Below are 19,534 nucleotides of genomic sequence, written 5' to 3'. Positions count from 1 at the left end.
GGACGCGACGAACGACGCCCCGCACTGGCCCCCGCTCGAGGGGCCAGTGCGGGGCGTCGCGCCGTGCGGCCGCGCCTCGTGCTGCAAGATCCACGACGTCAACCGCCCGATCACCCGCTGCGACTCATCGATCACAGGAGCTCGGCCCATGAAGAAGATCGTCGCGACCGGCGTCGCTGGCCTGTTGCTCAGCCTGCCGCTGGCCGGCACCGCGAGCGCCGACCTGGGGCGGTGGAACGACCCCGCGTACGACTCCGCCCGGGACACTGACGACATCACCGGCTACTACCTGAACCACAACACCGAGGTGATGGTCACGGCCGTCGACTTCGCCAGGTACGACGCCGAGGTGCTCCGGAACTCGGACCTCTACGCCGATCTCGACGTGAACGGCGACGGGGTCGCGGACTACACGCTGTACAAGCCACAAGGGGAGTTCTCCGCCGTCCTGCTGTCCGGGGAAGACGGCTCGGAGATCGCGAACTGCCCCGCCAACTTCCACATTTACACCACCGGCACCGTGGCCATGTCGACCACCGCGAGCTGCGTCGGCAACCCGGACTGGGCACGAGTGCAGTACGCCCTCGTCAGTGGGGCCAGCATCGACGTCGCTCCTGACTCCGAGGAGTTCAGCCCGGCAGTGTTCCGCGGCTACCGGGTGATCGGCGCCATCGCAGACCGGTGGCGGGCTCTGGGCCAGGACCGCGGCTACCTGGGCATGCCCCTCACCGACGAGGCAGGCAGCGCTCGCGGTGGCCGTTACAACCTCTTCCAGGGCGGGGCGATCTACTGGACCGAGGCCACCGGAGCCCACGCCGTCCGCGGCGCCATCCGCGACCGCTGGAGCAAGGTCGGCGCCGAGTGGTCGGTGCTCGGCTACCCCAAGACCGACGAGGTCCGCACCGGCGGCCGTCCCGGCGCGGTGAACCTGTTCGAGGGCGGGTCGGTCTACTGGTCCGCGGCCACCGGAGCCCACGAGATGTACGGCGCCATCCTCGGCGCCTGGGGCAGCCAGGGCTACGAAGGCGGCCGCCTGGGCTTCCCGACCACAGGCGAGTTCGACAGCCCCGACGGCCGCAAGCAGGAGTTCCAGGGCGGCAACATCGTCTGGACCCCCCAGCGCGGCGCCGTCATCGCCTACCGCTGACCCGGATCCGGGTGGGAGACGACCAGGACGGCGGTCTCCCACCCGGGCACGCGGACCGCGGCCATCAGCGCGAGATGACCGTCCCGGAAGTCAGATCCTCGACCAGGGTGGCCGATTGGAACTCCTGCGTGACTGACCCCGCGCCGGTGCGGGCTGCCTCGACCGGGTAGCCGATGCCCGAGAACTGCGGCGATGCAGAGAGCCACTCGCCGGCTATGGCACCGGTCATCGACTGGGCCCCCGTGACCGGGGACCAGCCGATCACGCCACCGGTGAAGGTCTGCAGGCACCCGCCCCCCGCGAGACCACACGTCTCAGCACCAGTCGGATAACCCAGCACACCGTTCTCCAGCTTGGCAGCGACCCACCGGTCCCGCACCGCACCCCGCACCACCTGCGGCGCCGTCGACGCACTGTCGTACATCGACCCCCGCTCGAACAGCTGGTAACACCCACCATCACGCAGACCACACAACGTGTCCGTGATCGGGTGACCCACCACAGCCGCACCGTTCCCGGTCCGCCACACCTGACCCATCTCGCCGAGCAGGACCCGAGCGCCCGTCGCCGGGGACCAGCCGATCACGCCACCGGTGAAGGTCTGCAGGCACCCGCCCGCCGCGAGACCACACGTCTCAGCACCAGTCGGATAACCCAGCACACCGTTCTCCAGCTTGGCAGCGACCCACCGGTCCCGCACCGCACCCCGCACCACCTGCGGCGCCGTCGACGCACTGTCGTACATCGACCCCCGCTCGAACAGCTGGTAACACCCACCATCACGCAGACCACACAACGTGTCCGTGATCGGGTGACCCACCACAGCCGCACCGTTCCCGGTCCGCCACGCCTGACCCATCTCGCCGAGCAGGACCCGAGCGCCCGTCGCCGGGGACCAGCCGATCACGCCACCGGTGAAGGTCTGCAGGCACCCGCCCCCCGCGAGACCACACGTCTCAGCACCAGTCGGATAACCCAGCACACCGTTCTCCAGCTTGGCAGCGACCCACCGGTCCCGCACCGCACCCCGCACCACCTGCGGCGCCGTCGACGCACTGTCGTACATCGACCCCCGCTCGAACAGCTGGTAACACCCACCATCACGCAGACCACACAACGTGTCCGTGACCGGGTAACCCACCGAACTGCTCGGCCCCCCCAGGTCCTTCCAGCTGCTGCCCAGCTCCCCCGCCACGACGCGGGCTCCCGCCGCCGCGGACCAGTAGATCGAGCCACCGGAGAAGTCCTGGGCGCAACCGTCGGCCGGAAGACCGCAGCGCCGCACCGACGTCGCTGCACCCAGCACGCCTGCGGGGCCGCCGGTGGCTGCGTACTTGACGTCGATGGGGTGCGAGCCGACCGAGACGGCGACCACTGCGCCGGCCGGGTCGACCCGCGACACGGTGACGGAGAAGACGCCGCCCGCCAGCGGGACGACTGTCCCGATGGGCAGCGCCGTCCGGACGTCTCCATTCCAGTACGTCGAGCTGGCAGGCGTCGGGTCGAGGAGCAGGGAAGAGTCCTGCGACCCCGGGTTGCCCCGACGGATCACCACGCCGGACTGCAGCCCGACCCGGTTACGTGCCCCGTCCCCCAGCCAGGCGTCCTGCCCGGTCGGCGCGCGGTACTCGACCCAGTAGGCGGTGCCGGCGGCAGTCACGAGCTGCACGACACGGGTGCCGACGCCGCCTGACATCGGGGAGAGCGTGTACGTGCCCGATGCGCTGGAGGCGGTGATGGTCGTCCGTGCCTCGTTCGGGAGGGCACCGAGCTGGGCAGCATGCGAGGCGCTGAGCGAGCCGACCTCGTCCCAGGAGATGCCCATGACGTCGTAGTAGTCGTGGTACGACGCGATCTCGCACGCCGATCCGGCACCCTCCAGGGCCGCTGAGCACTGGAGCTTCGACGAATGGCCCAGGCCGAAGTTGTGGCCGAGCTCGTGGGCGATCAAGGAGGTGATGGTGCCCTGGACGTAGCTCCGACCACCGGAGTTCATGTCCTGGCGGACCTCACCCAGCCCGTAGGAGCACCCCGGCGCACCAGCGGGCACGTAGACCAGCAGGTGCCTGCCGGCGGCGTAGGTCCAGCCTGCCTTGGCCGCGGCCTCGGTCCAGAGCGCATAGGGGTCGGCGCATGTCGTCGTCCCCTGGAACCAGTCGACGGTCGCGGTGACCCCGACCCGGACCACGCCCCCGCTCTGCTGTTCCCAGAAGTCACCGACCGGTCCGTTGACCGCCGCGACGACCTGAGCGAGACTCGTGGAGTCACGGGCAGCACCGGCCGGCTGGAGCATCACCACCGTCACCGGGTGGTTCACCGGGGCGATGGTCTCCGCCGTCGTCTGCTGGTCGGGTACGGGCTCAGCGATGACCTCGGCGGAGAGGACCTCCAGCGCGGGGGCGTAGCCGTCGGCCGCCGCCTGGTCCTCGACGGGCTCACCGACCGTGGCTTCCACCATCGCGCCGGTGGGCACCTCGGCGACGTCCTCGGTCGGGACCCGGACGGTGTCGCCAGAATCGGTCTGCACCCAGCTGAGCAGCGTGTCTTCGTGCCCGGTCTCGTCATGGCCGGTCTCGTGGGGCCCGGCCTCAGCCTCGTGGCCTGCCGAGGGCGGAGCTGGATCGGCGTATGCCTGGACCAGCTCACCCACCACCGTGTCCCCAGGCTCGGCCACCGGGGCGTCCGTGGCCGAAGGGGCGGTCGGCGTGGCCGATGCCTCGTCCCCTCGGGCGGCCGTCGGCCCTGTCGCGAGCACCCCCGCCAGCACGACGGAGACCGCGGTGAGCCTCACGGAACGGAGGCGCAGCTGGTTGTCGAAGTGCACGAAGAGCTCCTGACCGAGAAGGGACCTCGGTGGTGATCGGCACTGCGCCAGCAGAACTGGAGCGATCCACCCGTGCCGTGTCGCAGCGCGACCCCACGGCTGCGGATGCGCAACACGCGCACCGAGCCCCTCAGCGGCGGCGAGCCGGGATCAGCTGTGCTCGTCCTCGATGCCCATCAGCCGCCGGCCGGCCTCGGTGATCGACCCGGACAGCGACGGGTAGATCGCGAAGGTCTGCGCCAGGTCTCCGGCGGTGAGGCCCTTGGTGACGGCCAGCGCGATCGGCAGGATCAGCTCCGACGCACCGGGCGCGACGACGACACCGCCGACGACGACGTCGGTGGAGCGGCGGGTGAACAGCTTGACGAAGCCGCTGTGCAGGTCGCCCATCTTGGCCCGGGCGTTGGTCGCCAGCGGCAGCCGCACGACCTCCACGTCGGCGTCCTCGGTCAGCGTCTTCTCCTGCACACCGACCGTGGCGATCTCCGGGTGGGTGAAGACGTTGGCCGAGACGGTCTTCAGCCGGATCGGCGCGACCGCCTCGCCGAGGGCGTGCCACATGGCGATCCGGCCCTGCATGGCGGCGACGGAGGCGAGCTGGAAGACCCCGGTCACGTCGCCGGCGGCGTAGACGCCGGCGACGGTGGTGCGGGAGACCCGGTCGACGACGATGTGCCCGGCGGGCGTCAGCTCGACGCCGCTGGCCTCCAGGTTCATCCCACCGCTGTTGGGCACGGTGCCCACGGTCATCAGCGCGTGCGAGCCCTCGACGACGCGGCCGTCGGTCAGCTCGACCCGCACCCCCTTCTCGGTGCGCACGACCTTGTCCGCGCGGCTGCGCTCGGCGATCCGGCCACCCCGGGACTGGAAGACCTCCTCCACGACCGCCGCAGCGTCGGCGTCCTCCCCGGGCAGCACCTGGTCGCGGGAGGACACCAGGGTGACCGGCACACCGGCCTCGAGGTAACCGGAGGCGAACTCCGCACCGGTGACGCCGGAACCGATCACGATCAGGTGCTCGGGCATCTCCTGGAGCTCGTAGACGTCGCGCCAGGACAGGATCCGCTCGCCGTCCGGCTCGGCACCCGGCAGCACCCGCGGGTCGGCGCCGGTGGCGATCAGGACGACGTCGCCCTCCAGCGTCTCGGCGACCTGCCCGTCCGCGTCCACGACCTCGACCCGGTGCACGGTCAGCCCGCGCGCCTCGTCGGCGAGCCGGGCCGAGGCACGGATGATCCGCACCCCCTCCGACTCCAGGCGGTGGTGGATGTCGGAGGACTGCGCGACGGCCAGCCCCTTGATCCGGCTGTTCACCGTCCCCAGGTCCAGCGCCGCCCGCCCCAGATCGGTGCCGGTGACCCCCAGGGCGACGGAGTCGCGCACCCAGGTCATCGCACCGGCGGAGGCGATGAAGGTCTTCGACGGCACGCAGTCGGTCAGCACGCTGGCGCCGCCGATGCCGTCGCGCTCGACGACGGTGACGTCCGCACCGAGCTGGGCGGCGACGAGCGCGGCCTCGTACCCAGCCGGGCCGCCGCCGATGATGACGATGCGGGTCATGGTCGTTGCTCCAAGCCTGGTTTGACGTCTGCGACCTTCATTGTCCCTGCCCGAGCGGTCACCGCCGTCCACCGACGCGGGCGCGTCAGTTCCGCGACGCGCTGACGCACCCCGTCAGCGGTCCCGCACCGTCGCATGCCGAGCGCGGTCAGACGGAGGGTCGCCGTCGTCGGACGCCCCGCTCTCGGAGCGATGCTCATCGACGGTGCGGTACGCAGGCACAGCTTCTTCTGCGAGCAGATGCCGACCACGCTGACAGCCATGCTCGAAGGTGGCCAGGTGCACGCCGTCGGGCAACAGTGCACCCGGATGACGCTCAGCCCAACCGGCCCAGTCCAGCAAGATCAGGTTGGGCGAGCTCGCCGCTGCCACACGCAGCTCATCGTTGAACCGCTCGGTCGCCTCGGGGAACACCGGGTTGTGGATGGTGAACCAGAGAACCGGCCGACCATGCGCCTCGTTCATGAACCACGCGACGTTGGCGCGCCACTCGTCGAGAGTCAGCTCCTTCACGTCGTTGGTGCCCAGGGAGATCAGCAGCGAGCCCGCCTCTTCCAACCATGCGCGTTCCTCGTGCAGAGAGCCTTCTGTCACAGTCCAGTCCGGCCAGGTGGGCTCCGCACCGGTCAGGCGTCCGATCAGGTCCGTCGACGTCGCGCCTGGCCACGCCGCGTACCCGACAGAGCGCTCTCCCAGGCCCATGCCTTCCCGGCACTGCTCCATGAGGGAGTCCCCGATCCCGAACACGTAGGGGTCAGCTGCCTCGACGGCCCTCTCGACAGTGGAGGTCGCCGACACCGTGGAGAGGGGCCAGCACGTCACCCCGACGATGACGCTGCAGACGACCGAGAGCACCGTGATCCCCTGTCGGGCGCGCCACCCAGCTGCCTTCCACCGGTCGCGCTCGCGCACCCTCGCCCTCACCCTCGTTGACCGACCGTCAGCGTACGACTACCGATACGTCAGAGTACGGGAGCCGGAAGCCGGACTCGGATCGACCACGGAGTCACCGCACGCGGGTGTCGGGAGCTCTTCCTCGGAGCCACCGATCCACCGCCTCCCGTCGGTCGCCTAGGTCCGGTCGCCGAGATCGTCGCCCAGCGGCGATCCGATGGGAGAGCTCCCGAACGCCTCCAGCAGCCGCCGGGCGGCCAGCGCCGGGGTGAGCTCGCCGGCCAGCACTGCCGCCTCCAGCTCCGGCGTCGCCGACCGCACCGCGGGGTGCTCGCGCAGCTGGTGCTCCAGCCCGTCGCGGACCAGCTGCCAGGTCCAGCGCACCTGCTGCGCCCGGCGCCGCTCCACCAGCTGACCCGAGGCCCGCATCCGGTCCTGGTGCTCGACGATCTTCGCCCACACCTCGGCCAGCCCGGCGCCGCTGAGCCCGGCGCAGGTGAGCACCGGGACGTCCCACTCGGTGTGCCCGCGCAGCATCCGGATCGCCCCGGCCAGCTCGCGGGCGGCGCGGCGCGCGTCGACCTCAGCCGGGCCGTCGGCCTTGTTGACCGCGATCACGTCGGCGATCTCCAGGATCCCGCGCTTGATCCCCTGCAGCTGGTCCCCGGTGCGGGCCAGGGTGAGGAACAGGAAGGAGTCGACCATCTCCGCGACGGTCACCTCCGACTGCCCGACGCCGACGGTCTCCACCAGGACGACGTCGTACCCGGCCGCCTCGACGACGACCATCGACTCCCGGGTCGCCTGGGCCACCCCGCCCAGCGTGCCCGCGGTGGGCGCCGGCCGGATGAACGCATCCGGGTCGACGGCCAACCGGGCCATCCGGGTCTTGTCGCCCAGGATCGAGCCACCGGACCGGGCCGACGACGGGTCGACGGCGAGCACCGCGACCTTCGACCCCGCCGCGGTCAGGTCGACGCCGAGGGAGTCGATGAACGTCGACTTCCCGACCCCGGGGACGCCGCTGATCCCCACCCGCCGGGCGTTCCCGGCGTGCGGCAGCAGCTGCACCAGGAGCTCCTGGGCGGCCTCCCGGTGGTCAGCCCGCCGCGACTCGACCAGCGTGATCGCCCGTGCCATCGCCCGCCGGCCCCCGGCGAGCACCCCCTCGGTCAGCCCGGGGACGTCGACGGGCCGGCCGGTCCGGGGGCCAAAGTCGCGACTTTGGCCCCCGGTCACGCGTGGCCGAGCCGGGCGGACAGGGTGCGGAGCAGGTCCTGCGCGGCCTCGGCGATCACCGTGCCGGGCGGGAAGACCGCGGCCGCGCCCATCTCCTTCAGCGTCGGGACGTCGTCGGGCGGGATCACCCCGCCCACCACGACCAGCACGTCGTCGGCCCCGAGCTCGGCGAGCGCGTCCCGCAGCGCGGGCACCAGGGTGAGGTGCCCGGCGGCGAGGGAGGAGACGCCGACGACGTGCACGTCGGCCTCCACCGCCTGCCGGGCGACCTCCTCCGGGGTCTGGAACAGCGGGCCGACGTCGACGTCGAAGCCGAGGTCGGCGAAGGCGGTGGCGATCACCTTCTGCCCGCGGTCGTGCCCGTCCTGGCCCATCTTGGCCACCAGGATGCGCGGGCGGCGGCCCTCCGCCTCGGCGAACGCAGCAGCCACCCGCCGGGTCTCCTCGACCGGGCCCGAGGCGCCGGCTTCATCGCGGTACACACCGGAGATGGTGCGCACCTGACCGGAGTGCCGGCCGTAGACCGCCTCCAGCGCGTCGGAGATCTCCCCCACCGTCGCCTTCGCCCGCGCGGCGTCGACGGCCAGCGCCAGCAGGTTCGACGACAGCTCGTCCCCGCGCCGTCCCTCTGCGGCGGCGCGGGCGGCGTCGGTCAGCCGGCCCAGCGCCTCGGTCACCGCGGCGCCGTCCCGGGAGGCGCGCAGCTCGGCCAGCTTCGCCTTCTGCTGGGCGAGCACGTCGGCGTTGTCGACCCGGAGGACGTCGACCGCCTCGTCGGACTCCACCCGGTACTTGTTCACCCCGATCACCGGCTGGCGGCCGGAGTCGATCCGGGCCTGGGTGCGGGCCGCGGCCTCCTCGATCCGCAGCTTCGGGATGCCGTCGTCGATCGCCTGCGCCATGCCCCCGTGCTCGGCGACCTCCTGGATGTGCGCCCACGCGCGCCGGGCCAGGTCGTAGGTCAGCTTCTCCACGTACGCCGACCCGCCCCACGGGTCGATGACCCGCGTCGTCCCGGACTCCTGCTGCAGCAGCAGCTGGGTGTTGCGGGCGATCCGGGCGGAGAAGTCCGTCGGCAGCGCCAGCGCCTCGTCCAGGGCGTTGGTGTGCAGCGACTGGGTGTGCCCCTGGGTGGCCGCCATCGCCTCCAGGCAGGTGCGGACGACGTTGTTGTAGACGTCCTGCGCGGTCAGCGACCAGCCCGACGTCTGGCAGTGGGTGCGCAACGACATCGACTTCGGGTTCTGCGCCCCGGCCTCGCGCACCAGTTTCGCCCAGAGCAGCCGGCCGGCCCGCAGCTTGGCGACCTCCATGAAGAAGTTCATGCCGATGCCCCAGAAGAAGCTCAGCCGCGGCGCGAAGACGTCGACGTCCAGCCCCGCCGCCTTGCCCGCCTGCAGGTACTCCACCCCGTCGGCGAGGGTGTAGGCCAGCTCCAGGTCGGCCGTCGCCCCGGCCTCCTGGATGTGGTAGCCGGAGATGGAGATCGAGTTGAACCGCGACATCTGCGTCGAGGTGAACCGGAAGATGTCGCTGATGATCTGCATCGAGGGCTTCGGCGGGTAGATGTAGGTGTTGCGGACCATGAACTCCTTGAGGATGTCGTTCTGGATCGTCCCCGTGAGCTGGTCCGGACTCACCCCCTGCTCCTCGGCGGCGACGACGTAGAGCGCCAGCACCGGCAGGACGGCGCCGTTCATCGTCATCGACACGCTCATCTTGTCCAGCGGGATGCCGTCGAAGAGCTGACGCATGTCCAGGATCGAGTCGATCGCCACCCCGGCCATCCCGACGTCGCCGGGCACGCGCGGGTGGTCGGAGTCGTAGCCGCGGTGGGTGGGCAGGTCGAAGGCGACCGAGAGCCCCTTCTGCCCGGCGGCCAGGTTGCGCCGGTAGAAGGCGTTGGACGCCGCCGCGGTGGAGAAGCCGGCGTACTGCCGGACCGTCCACGGCTGGGTGGTGTACATAGTCGGGTAGGGCCCGCGCAGGTAGGGCGCGACGCCGGGGAAGGTGCCGAGGAAGTCCAGTTCGGCGAGGTGGTCCTGGGTGAACAGCGGGGGGACGGCGATCCCCTCCGGCGTCTGCCAGGTCGCCTCGCCGACGTCCCGGCCGGTGGCGTCGGCGTAGGCCTTCGCCCAGTCGTCCGACGTGGCCGTCGGCTGCGGGCGGCCCAGCTCCAGCCCGCTGAAGTCGGGGATCGCACTCACGCCGGCACCTCCTGGCCGTTTGTAGGGCCAAGATCGCGATCTTGGCCCCTCGGGAGCAACTGAGCCACGACCTGCCCCAGGACCTCCAGGGCGTCGCACCCGGCGTACAGGTACCCGTCGACCCCGTCCACCGCCAGGGACGGCGGCCCGGCCAGCCAGACCTGAGTGGCACCGGCGGCCCGCAGCTCGGCGGCGAGCGGGGTGGCGGAGTCCGCGTAGTCGCGGTCGCTGCCGCAGATGCAGGCCACCGTCGTCCCGGCGAGCCCGTCCACCCCGTCCCCGGTCGGCGCCGCCAGCCCGCCCGCACCGAAGAGGTTGGCCGCGAACGTGGCCCGGGCGGTGTGCCGGGCGACCGGCCCGATCGTGGCCAGGTGCACCCGAGGGCGGGGATCGACGGACTCGACCCGGTCGCGCAGCTGCTCGAACGCCTGCGCGGCCCGCACCCGCGGCAGCCCGCCTGGGGCCGGCGGCAGCGCCTCGGCGGCCGGACGACGGGCGGGGAGCACCTCGGTCGGGTTCGGGAACTCGGTGACCCCGGTGATCGCGTCGGTGCGGTGCGCGACCCGCTCCTGCCGCTCCGCCCACGCGGCGCCGATCCGGTCGGCGACCAGCCCGGACGTCAGCGCCGCCGCCAGCCCGCCGGCCCGCTCCACCTCGGTGAACCAGGCCCAGGCGGCCTGGGCGAGGGACTCGGTCAGCGACTCGACGTACCAGGAGCCACCGGCCGGGTCGAGCACCCGGGCCAGGTGCCCCTCCTCGACCAGCAGTGCCTGGGTGTTGCGGGCGATCCGCCGGGCGAAGGCGTCCGGCAGCCCGAGCGCGGCGTCGAAGGGCTGCACCGTCACCACGTCGGCACCACCGACCCCGGCGGCGAAGCAGGCCACCGTGGTGCGCAGCATGTTCACCCACGGGTCGTGCCGGGTGACCATCACGTTCGAGGTGACCGCGTGCTGACGCATCGCCCGGGCCTCCGGTGGCACGCCGCTCGCCTCGCCCACCCGGTCCCACAGCCGGCGTGCGGCGCGCAGCGCGGCGATCGTCGTGAACTGGTCGGCGCTGGCCGACAGCCGGAACTCCAGCTGGCCGAAGGCGTCGGACACGTCCAGCCCGCCCTCGGTGAGCGCCCGCAGGTAGGCCACCCCGGCGGCGGCCGCGCAGCCGAGCTCCTCCACCACCGAGCCACCGGCGTCGGCGAACACCGTCCCGTCGACGACGACGGTGCGCCAGCCCGCCGGGGCGCGGCGGGCCAGGTCGGCCAGGCCGGTGAGGTCCTGCGGCTCCCCCGTCGCCGCCTGCACGCTCAGCGGGTCCAGCCCCAGACAGCCGCCCGGCGCCAGGTCGGTGCGCCCTTCGACCAGCGTCAGGAAGGCCTCCGCGGCGGACGGCCCGCCCTGCAGGGTCACCGGGGCCAGGTCCAGCAGGACGTCGGCGAGCACCTCGCCCAGCGCATCCGCCGGCACTGCGCCGTCGCCGACCACCAGCCACAGCGAGGAGACGCCGTTCTCCAGGTCCGCGGCGATCGCCTCCCGGGTGCGCGCCACGTCGGGGTCGGCGTGCCGCTGCCGCACGTCCCAGCCGGCGGGCACGTCGGCGTCGGCGCCACCGGCCGCGGTCACCCCGGCGGCGCCGGCCCGCGAGCCGCGGACGAACGGCGGTAGCCCGGGCACGCCGGCCAGCGCGGGCAGGTCCCCGGCGTCCTCGGCGGTGTAGAGCGGAGCGACGGTGACCCCGGTGGCGACGGTGCGGGCCAGCGCCTCCTCCACCGGGTCGGGCAGCTGGTCCCGGCCGGCCTTGCGCAGCACGCCGGCCACCAGGTCGCGCCACTGCTCCCGGCTCGCCGCGGGGAAGTCCCCGGCGAGGGTCAGCACGTCGGGCGCCGCGGGCTCGGCCGGCGGCCCGCCGCCGGGCCGCGCAGGTCGCTGGTCGGTGGAGCTCATCGTCGGGTCCCCGCCTCTCAGGTGCCTGAGGGAAGTGCGTCGGAAGAGGTCTACAGGGCCGGACCGACGGGCGTACCAGCGGGTACGGCGTCGGCCGCCAGCGCGTGCAGCGCCGTGCGGGCCAGCAACCGGACCCCGACCCCGATCGCCCGCTCGTCGACGTCGAAGGTGCCGCGGTGCAGGTCCAACGTCTCGCCGCTGCCGTGCGTGCCCAGCCGGGCGAGCGCGATCGGCAGCACCTCGGCGAACCAGCCGAAGTCCTCCCCGCCCATGCTCTGCGGGGACAGTGCCACGCCCTCGCTGCCCACCGTCTCCAGCGCCGCGGAGCGGAGCAGGGCCACGCTGCGCGGGTCGTTGACCACCGGCGGCACCCCGCGCACGTAGTCGATCGCCACCCGTGCCCCGGACGCCGTGGCGACCTCGGTGACCAGCCGGCGCACCAGGTCCTCGGCCTCGCTCCACACCGCGCGGTCGAGCACCCGGAGCGTGCCGCGCAGCTGCCCGGTCTCCGGGATGGTGTTGGCCGCCACCCCGGCGCTGATCGCGCCCCACACCAGGGAGACGCCGGCGCGCGGGTCGACCAGCCGGGACAGCAGCCCGGGGACCTCGGTGACCACCTGACCCATCGCGTGCACCAGGTCGACGGTCAACTGCGGCCGGGCGGTGTGCCCGCCGGGCCCGGTGAGCGTCACCTCCACCCGGTCACAGGCCGCGGTGATCGCCCCGGTGCGCAGGCCGACCGAACCGGCCGTCAGCGAGGGGTCGCAGTGCAGCGCGAACGCCCGGGTCGCGCCGGCCAGCACCCCCTCGTCGACGACCTCCAGCCCGCCGCCGGGGACCTGCTCCTCCGCGGGCTGGAAGACGCAGCGCACGGTGCCGGGCAGCTCGTCCAGCGAGGCCAGCGCCAGCGCGACGCCGAGCAGCACCGTGGTGTGCACGTCGTGGCCGCACGCGTGGCAGAGCCCCTCGCGGGTGGAGGCGTACGGGACGTCCTTGAGGTCGGCCAGCGGCAGCGCGTCGATGTCGGCGCGCAGCACGACGACCGGCCCGGCGTCCGGGTCGCCCCCGACGTCACAGACCAGCCCGGTGCCGGACTTCAGCCGGCGGGGCGCCAGGCCCGCCGCGGTGAGCCGCTGCTCGAGGAAGGCGGTCGTCTCGTGCTCGGCGAACCCCAGCTCGGGGTGGGCGTGCAGGTGCCGGCGGACGGCGACCAGCTCGGGGTGGTGTGCCTGCGACCAGGTGTCGACGGCCCGGCCGAGCACCTCTGTCGAGCTGGCCGTCTCCCCGCCGCTCACGCCGCCCCCGTCGCCGGCAGCCCGTCGCGGAGCTCGGCGAGCAGGCTGTCGACCACCGGGGCCAGTGCACCGTCGTGCGCAGCGGCCACGGCTCGCTGGCGCTGGTAGGAGGCGCCGGCGTCCAGGACCCGCCGGGCGTCGACCAGCTCGGCCTCGCAGCCCAGCTTGCGGGCGGTCGGCAGCAGCTCATCGACCAGGTCGGCGATCGCCTCGCGCACCGGGCGCACGGTGCCCTGCTCGTCGACGACGATCTGAGCGTCCATCCCGTAGCGCACCGCCCGCCACTTGTTCTCGCGCACGATCCAGTCCGTCGGTGAGGGCAGGGTGTAGCCGCGGTCGAGCTGGGTGTCGAACTGCTCGACCAGGCACTGGGCCAGCGCGGCGACCGCGCCGATCTCGTCGAGGGTCGGCAGGCCGTCGCAGATCCGCAGCTCGACGGTGCCGAAGTCCGGGTGCGGGCGGATGTCCCACCACACCTCGCGGACGCTCTCGATGGCGCCGGCGTCGATCAGCGTGCCCATGTACTCCTCGAACTCCGACCAGTCGGCCAGCTGGTACGGCAGCCCGGCGGTCGGCATCGCCTCGAAGACCTTGGTGCGGGCCGACGCCAGCCCGGTGTCGCAGCCGGACCAGTAGGGCGAGGACGCCGACAACGCCAGGAAGTGCGGCACGTACTGGGTCAGCGCGTTGACGATCGGGATGATCTTGTCGGGCGAGCGGACGCCGACGTGCACGTGCACCCCGAAGATCTGCAGGCGCCGGGCCGGCCACTGCATCCGCTCGACGAGCTCGGCGTAGCGCTCCTTCGGCGAGATCTCCTGGCTGTCCCACCGGGTGAAGGGGTGGCTGCCGGCGCACATCACGCCCAGGCCGCGCCGCTCGGCGGCGGCGACCACCTCGGCCAGGGTGCCGGCCAGGTCGGCCTTCGCCTCGGCGACGGTGGTGCAGACCCCGGTGATGATCTCGACCGTCGACTGCAGCAGCTCGTGCTTGGCCTTGGGGTGCTCGTCCATGCCGTCGGGGGTGAGCTCGGCGAGGATCTCGACGGCGCCGGAGGTGAGCTCGCGGGTCTGCGGGTCGATCAGCTGCAGCTCCCACTCCACTCCCAGGCTGGCGCGCTCGGACGAGTGGAAGGGGATCTGCACCCCGCGAGTCTAGGAGGGACGCCGGACAGCCGCCGGTCCACGGCAGCGCGTCCGCGAGATGTGGCCCTACAGTCCGGACTGTGCGACGGCGACTGGTGGTCATCGGTGGGGACGCCGCGGGTGGCAGCGCTGCCTCGCAGGCCAGGAAGCGGTGCGCCGACCTCGACGTGGTGATGTTCGAGCGCGGCCGCGCGACCTCCTACTCCGCCTGCGGGATCCCCTACTGGATCAGCGGCACGGTGGAGAGAGAGGCGGCGCTGATCGCCCGCACACCCGACCAGCACCGCGCCATGGGCATCGACGTGCGGATGCGCACCGAGGTGACCGGCATCGACCTGGACCGCCGCACGGTCACCTGGCGGGACCTGGACGGCGGCGGACGGGGCAGCGAGCCCTTCGACGAGCTGGTCTACGCCACCGGCAGCGTGCCGATGCGCCCGCCCGTGCCCGGCATCGACGCCGACGGGGTGTACGGCGTCCAGGTCCTGGACGACGGGGTGGCGCTGCGCGCCGAGCTCGACAGCGGGCGGGTGCGCCGGGTCGTGGTGGTGGGCGGGGGCTACATCGGGCTGGAGATCGCCGAGGCGTGCCGGGTCCGCGGCCTGGACGTCGCGGTGGTGGACCGCTCGGCCACCCCGGTGGGCACGTTCGACCCCGACGTCGGGCAGTTCATCGCCGACGCCGTGCGCGCCGAGGGCATCGAGCTGGTGATGAGCGAGGAGGTCGTCGCCGTCGACGTCGGCACCGACGGACGGGCCTGTGCGGTGCTGACCGCGGGCGGGCGGGAGCTGCCCGCCGATCTGGTCGTGCTCGGCCTGGGGGTGCGACCCAACGTCGGACTGGCCCGGGAGGCGGGGATCCCGCTGGGCATCTCCGGCGGCATCGCCGTCGACGCCCGGATGCACACCGAGGTGGAGGGGGTCTGGGCGGCCGGGGACTGCGTGGAGTCGCGGCACCGGCTGTCGGGCCAGCGGATGGTGGTGGCGCTGGGCACGCACGCCAACAAGCAGGGCCGGGTGGCCGGGATCAACATCGGCGGGGGGTACGCCACCTTCCCCGGCGTGATCGGCACCGCGATCACCAAGGTGTGCGATCTGGAGGTCGCCCGCACCGGCCTGTCCAGCGAGGAGGCGCGGCAGGCCGGCTACGCGTTCGTGACGGCGTCGGTCGACTCGACCACCACGGCCGGCTACTTCCCCGGCGCCCAGCCCATCCGGCTCAAGATGATCGCCGAGCGGCGCAGTGGGCGGCTGCTGGGCGCCCAGGTCGTCGGGGGCCCCGGGTCCGCCAAGCGGATCGACGCCCTGGCCGTCTCGATCTGGAACGAGATGACGGTCGACGAGATCCTGTCCCTCGACCTGTCCTACGCACCCCCGTTCGCCCCGGTCTGGGACCCGGTCCTCATCGCCGCCCGCAAGGCCTTCGAGGCAGTGGAGAGCGACGTCCGGGACCTCTGACCGGCTCGCCGGGCCGGGCGACCGGAGGTCGGGCGTCCGCCGCTCGCCCGCGGGGGTCGACAGCCGCTGGGCTAGTTTCGGCCCGTGAGCACGCCGACCGCCCCCGCCGTTCCCGACCCCGCCGCCCTCGCCGCCTCGGCGGCCGAGCAGCTGACCGCCGCCCTGGGCGGGGACCACGACGTCGCGGTGGTGATGGGCTCGGGCTGGGCGCCGGCTGCCGACGCCTTCGGCGAGACGCTGGCCAGCGTGGCCATCGGCGACCTGCCCGGGTTCGCCGCCCCGACCGTCACCGGCCACGGCGGGGAGATCCGCTCGGTCCAGGTCGGTGCGCGCAAGGTGCTGCTCTTCCTCGGCCGCACACACCTGTACGAGGGCCGCGGGGTCGAGCCGGTGGTGCACGGCATCCGCACCGCCGCGGCGGCCGGGGTGCGCACCGTCGTCCTCACCAACGCCGCCGGCGGCCTGGCCCCCGACCACCGGGTCGGGCAGGCCGTGCTGATCAGCGACCACCTCAACATGACCGCCCGCTCGCCGCTGGTGGGCGCGACCTTCGTCGACCTCACCGACCTGTACTCCGCGCGGCTGCGCACCCTGGCCCGGGAGATCGACCCGTCGCTGACCGAGGGCGTCTACGCCGCGCTGCCCGGCCCGCACTTCGAGACCCCGGCCGAGATCCGGATGCTCACCACGCTGGGCGCGGACCTGGTCGGCATGTCCACCGCGCTGGAGGCGATCGCCGCCCGGGCGGCCGGGATGGAGGTGTTCGGCCTGTCGATGGTCACCAACGCCGCCGCCGGCATCACCGGCGAGGCGCTGGACCACCTGGAGGTGCTGGAGGCCGGCAACGCCGCGGCCGGCCGGCTGGGCGCCTTCCTGGTGGAGCTGATCGGGCGGATGCCGTGACCGGTCCGGTCCTGGTCACCGGCGCCGCAGGCGGGTTGGGGACGGCGCTGCGCGGGGGGCTGCCCGAGCGGGGCTGGGCACTGCGCAGCCTGGACGTGGTGCCGATCGAGGAGCCGCGCCCGGGCGAGGAGCACCTGGTGGCCGACGCCGCCGACCTGCCCGCGATGACCGCGGCGGCGCAGGGGGCGGCCGCGGTGGTCCACCTGGCCGGGATCCTCGGCGAGGCGACCTGGCCGGCCATCGTGCGCTCGCACATCGAGACCACCCGCACCGCGCTGGAGGCCGCCCGGCGCGCCGGCGTCCCCCGGGTGGTGCTGGCCAGCAGCAACCACGCCAGCGGCTTCACCCCCCGGCCGGCCTCCGGCCTGCTCACCGAGGCCGACGCACCGCCGCGACCGGACACCTACTACGGCGTGGCCAAGGTGACGATGGAGGCGCTCGGCTCGCTGTACGCCGACCGGTACGGCCTGGACGTCGTCTGCCTGCGGATCGGCAGCGCGTTCCCCCGGCCGACGACGGTCCGCCAGCTGGCCACCTGGCTCTCCCCCGGCGACACCGTTCGGCTGGTCGACGCGGCACTGCGCACCCCCTCACCCGGCTTCCGGGTGGTCTGGGGCGTCTCGGCGAACACCCGCGGCTGGTGGGACCTCACCGCCGCCCGCGCGCTGGGCTACGAACCAGCCGACGACGCCGAGGCCTACGCCGCCGAGCTGATCGCCGCCCAGGGCGAGGCGGACCCGGCCGACCCGGTGCACGCCCGGGTCGGCGGGGAGTACACCCTGCCGGGCGTGGACGTCGACGTGGTCGAGGCGGCGCAGGGCCCGGTCCAGCCCAGTGGAGGCCCGCGATGACCGACCTGCTGACCACCGCCCGCGCCTGGGCGGCCGCCGACCCGCACGCCGGTGACCGCGCCGAGATCGAGGCGCTCGTCGCCGCGGGGGACGAGGCCGAGCTGGCCCGCCGGTTCACCGGCCCGCTGACCTTCGGCACCGCCGGGCTGCGCGGCCCGCTGCGCGCCGGTCCGGCCGGGATGAACGCCGCCGTGGTCAGCCGCGCGGCCGCCGGCCTGGCCCGGCACCTCGCCGACACCGGCCAGGGCGGCCGCGGCGTGGTCATCGGCTACGACGCCCGGCACCGCTCCGACGAGTTCGCGCACGTCTCCGCCGCGGTGCTCTCCGGCGCCGGGTTCGCCGTCTCCGTGCTGCCCCGCCCGCTGCCCACGCCGGTGCTGTCCTACGCCGTCCGGCACCTGGGCGCGGCCGCCGGGGTGATGGTGACTGCCAGCCACAACCCGCCGCAGGACAACGGCTACAAGGTCTACCTCGCCGACGGTGCGCAGCTGGTGCCGCCGGCCGACCGGGAGATCGAGGCCGCGATCGCGGCCACCGGCCCCGCCCGCGACATCCCGCTCGGGGACGAGTGGACCACTCTCGGCGACGACGTCGAGGCCGACTACGTCGCCGCGGTGGTGCGCGCCCTGGAGCCCGACCGGGTGGACGCGGCGGCCCGCCGGCGTCTCGTGGTCGCCTACACGGCGATGCACGGGGTGGGCTCGGCGACCACCCAGCAGGTGTTCGAGACCGCCGGCTTCGCCGCGCTGCACTGCGTCGCGGAGCAGGACCGGCCCGACCCGGCGTTCCCGACGGTCGCCTTCCCCAACCCGGAGGAGCCGGGCGCGGTCGACCTGCTGACCGCACTGGCCGACCGCACCGGCGCCGACGTCGCGATCGCCGAGGACCCGGACGCGGACCGCTGCTCGGTGGTGGCGGGCGGGCGCCAGCTGACCGGCGACGAGGTCGGCGCGCTGCTGGGCGACTGGCTGCTCCGCCGCGGCGTGCGCGGCACCTACGCGAACTCGCTGGTGAGCGGCTCGCTGCTGGGCACGCTCGCCCGCGCGCACGGCGTGCCGTTCGAGCAGACCCCGACCGGCTTCAAGTGGATCATCCGGGCCGGGTCGGCGGCAGCGCCGCTGGTCTTCGGCTACGAGGAGGCGCTGGGGTACGCGGTGTCGCCGTCGGTGGCGCACGACAAGGACGGCGTCTCCGCGGCCCTCGCGGTCGCCCTGCTCGCCGCCGAGCTGGCGGTCGAGGGACGCACGCTGACCGACCGGCTCGACGAGCTGGCGGTCGAGCACGGCCTGTACGCCACCGGCCAGTACTCGGTGCGGGTCGAGGACCTGACGCTCATCTCCGGCGCGATGGCCCGGCTGCGCGCCCAGCCGCCGGCCCAGCTGCTGGGCCGCCCGGTCGAGGTGGTCGACCTGGCGCACGCCACCCCGCCGCTGGACGCGGTCCGGCTGACCGGCGAGGGCGTGCGGGTGATCGTGCGCCCCAGCGGGACCGAGCCGAAGCTCAAGGCCTACCTGGAGACCGTGGTCCCGGTGCCCGCCACCGACGGGCTGCCGGCCGCCCGCAGCCGGGGCGCGGACGAGCTGGACCGGCTGCGCGCGGAGATGGCCGCCGCCCTCGGGCTGTAGCCGCCCGGCGTCAGCCCCAGTAGGGCGGCCGCTCCGGCTCGGGAGCCGGCTCGGGCTGCGGGGTTGCCAGCGGGGCCGCGGACGGCGGCGGACCGTACCGGTTGGGGCCGCCGTCGCCGGGCAGGAAGCCGGTGATCACCAGCAGCGCCAGCTGACCGAAGAGCGGCACCAGCCCGATCAGCAGCCACCACGCGGACATGCCGCGGTCGTGCAGCCGGGTCGCGCCGCTGGAGAGCGACGCCGGCATCGCCAGCAGCCCGATCGTGGTCACGATCGGGCCGTAGCCGGTCTCGCCCATGGCGATGCTCTCCAGCGAGCTGTTGCCCAGGGCCACGTCGGCCATCAGGGCCAGCACGCTGAGCGCCCCGATCGGCAGGGCGTACTGCAGCCACCAGGTGCGCCGGTCGATGCGCCCGCGGCGCACGTACCACTGCCAGAAGTCCACGCACC

At 73.7% G+C, this 19,534-nt stretch carries 14 protein-coding genes; 5 read left to right on the top strand and 9 right to left on the bottom strand.

The genetic code is table 11. The features are described 5' to 3' along the window. Window positions 1-148: 148 nt before the first annotated feature. The gene (locus O2W16_RS13225; RefSeq protein WP_269159268.1) at window positions 149-1,147 is read left to right on the top strand and encodes an LGFP repeat-containing protein; all 999 of its coding nucleotides are present in this window, start codon (window positions 149-151) and stop codon (window positions 1,145-1,147) included. Between the two features lie 64 nt (window positions 1,148-1,211). Here the strand turns inward: O2W16_RS13225 and O2W16_RS13220 are convergent, their stop codons facing one another. The 8 genes from O2W16_RS13220 to O2W16_RS13185 form a co-directional block, all read right to left on the bottom strand. Continuing rightward, the gene (locus O2W16_RS13220) at window positions 1,212-3,674 is read right to left on the bottom strand and encodes a hypothetical protein (RefSeq protein ID WP_269159267.1); all 2,463 of its coding nucleotides are present in this window, start codon (window positions 3,672-3,674) and stop codon (window positions 1,212-1,214) included. A gap of 447 nt (window positions 3,675-4,121) precedes the next feature. Further along, window positions 4,122-5,531, bottom strand: coding sequence for an NAD(P)H-quinone dehydrogenase (locus tag O2W16_RS13215; RefSeq protein WP_269159266.1), 1,410 nt, complete (start codon window positions 5,529-5,531; stop codon window positions 4,122-4,124). A 114-nt stretch (window positions 5,532-5,645) separates the two neighbouring features. Then, entirely contained in the window at window positions 5,646-6,443 is a 798-nt protein-coding gene (locus O2W16_RS13210) for an SGNH/GDSL hydrolase family protein (protein WP_269159265.1), read from the bottom strand. Between the two features lie 159 nt (window positions 6,444-6,602). Further along, the gene (gene meaB, locus O2W16_RS13205; protein ID WP_269159264.1) at window positions 6,603-7,664 is read right to left on the bottom strand and encodes a methylmalonyl Co-A mutase-associated GTPase MeaB; all 1,062 of its coding nucleotides are present in this window, start codon (window positions 7,662-7,664) and stop codon (window positions 6,603-6,605) included. After that, on the bottom strand, window positions 7,661-9,871 hold the full coding sequence (gene scpA, locus O2W16_RS13200; RefSeq protein ID WP_269159263.1) for a methylmalonyl-CoA mutase: 2,211 nt from the start codon (window positions 9,869-9,871) through the stop codon (window positions 7,661-7,663). Before scpA ends, meaB begins: the two co-directional genes overlap by 4 nt. Beyond that, window positions 9,868-11,808, bottom strand: coding sequence for a methylmalonyl-CoA mutase subunit beta (locus O2W16_RS13195; protein WP_269159262.1), 1,941 nt, complete (start codon window positions 11,806-11,808; stop codon window positions 9,868-9,870). The genes scpA and O2W16_RS13195 overlap by 4 nt, the downstream gene beginning before the upstream one ends. Before the next feature lie 50 nt (window positions 11,809-11,858). Then, window positions 11,859-13,103 (bottom strand): amidohydrolase, encoded by a 1,245-nt coding sequence (locus O2W16_RS13190; protein ID WP_269159261.1) that lies wholly within the window; start codon window positions 13,101-13,103, stop codon window positions 11,859-11,861. Further along, window positions 13,100-14,248: a glutamate--cysteine ligase gene (locus O2W16_RS13185; protein WP_269159260.1), complete on the bottom strand. Its 1,149-nt coding sequence runs from the start codon at window positions 14,246-14,248 to the stop codon at window positions 13,100-13,102. The genes O2W16_RS13190 and O2W16_RS13185 overlap by 4 nt, the downstream gene beginning before the upstream one ends. A gap of 80 nt (window positions 14,249-14,328) precedes the next feature. Between O2W16_RS13185 and O2W16_RS13180 the strand changes: the two genes are divergently transcribed. The 4 genes from O2W16_RS13180 to O2W16_RS13165 all read left to right on the top strand — a co-directional run bounded on the left by O2W16_RS13180 (window position 14,329) and on the right by O2W16_RS13165 (window position 19,084). After that, a complete protein-coding gene (locus O2W16_RS13180; RefSeq protein ID WP_269159259.1) occupies window positions 14,329-15,705 on the top strand; it encodes an FAD-dependent oxidoreductase in 1,377 nt (458 codons plus the stop codon). Window positions 15,706-15,789: 84 nt separating this feature from the next. Beyond that, on the top strand, window positions 15,790-16,608 hold the full coding sequence (locus O2W16_RS13175) for a purine-nucleoside phosphorylase (protein WP_269159258.1): 819 nt from the start codon (window positions 15,790-15,792) through the stop codon (window positions 16,606-16,608). Further along, a complete protein-coding gene (locus tag O2W16_RS13170) occupies window positions 16,605-17,459 on the top strand; it encodes an NAD-dependent epimerase/dehydratase family protein (RefSeq protein ID WP_269159257.1) in 855 nt (284 codons plus the stop codon). The genes O2W16_RS13175 and O2W16_RS13170 overlap by 4 nt, the downstream gene beginning before the upstream one ends. Beyond that, window positions 17,456-19,084, top strand: coding sequence for a phospho-sugar mutase (locus tag O2W16_RS13165; protein WP_269159256.1), 1,629 nt, complete (start codon window positions 17,456-17,458; stop codon window positions 19,082-19,084). The genes O2W16_RS13170 and O2W16_RS13165 overlap by 4 nt, the downstream gene beginning before the upstream one ends. Window positions 19,085-19,094: 10 nt before the next feature. Here the strand turns inward: O2W16_RS13165 and O2W16_RS13160 are convergent, their stop codons facing one another. Then, entirely contained in the window at window positions 19,095-19,529 is a 435-nt protein-coding gene (locus O2W16_RS13160) for a DUF805 domain-containing protein (RefSeq protein ID WP_269159255.1), read from the bottom strand. Between the last annotated feature and the right edge of the window lie 5 nt (window positions 19,530-19,534).

The sequence above is a fragment of the Modestobacter sp. VKM Ac-2984 genome (assembly GCF_026967985.1).
Taxonomy (GTDB): Bacteria; Actinomycetota; Actinomycetes; order Mycobacteriales; family Geodermatophilaceae; genus Modestobacter.
Note: the sequence above shows the minus strand (reverse complement) of the source record. Positions and strands in the feature narration are given on the sequence as shown.

What these genes read in the sequence shown, in the direction of transcription:
- O2W16_RS13225 (WP_269159268.1), top strand. Translation starts at nt 149, where the DNA reads ATGAAGAAGATCGTCGCGACCGGCGTCGCTGGCCTGTTGCTCAGCCTG.
- O2W16_RS13215 (WP_269159266.1), bottom strand. Translation starts at nt 5,531, where the DNA reads ATGACCCGCATCGTCATCATCGGCGGCGGCCCGGCTGGGTACGAGGCC.
- O2W16_RS13195 (WP_269159262.1), bottom strand. Translation starts at nt 11,808, where the DNA reads ATGAGCTCCACCGACCAGCGACCTGCGCGGCCCGGCGGCGGGCCGCCG.
- O2W16_RS13165 (WP_269159256.1), top strand. Translation starts at nt 17,456, where the DNA reads ATGACCGACCTGCTGACCACCGCCCGCGCCTGGGCGGCCGCCGACCCG.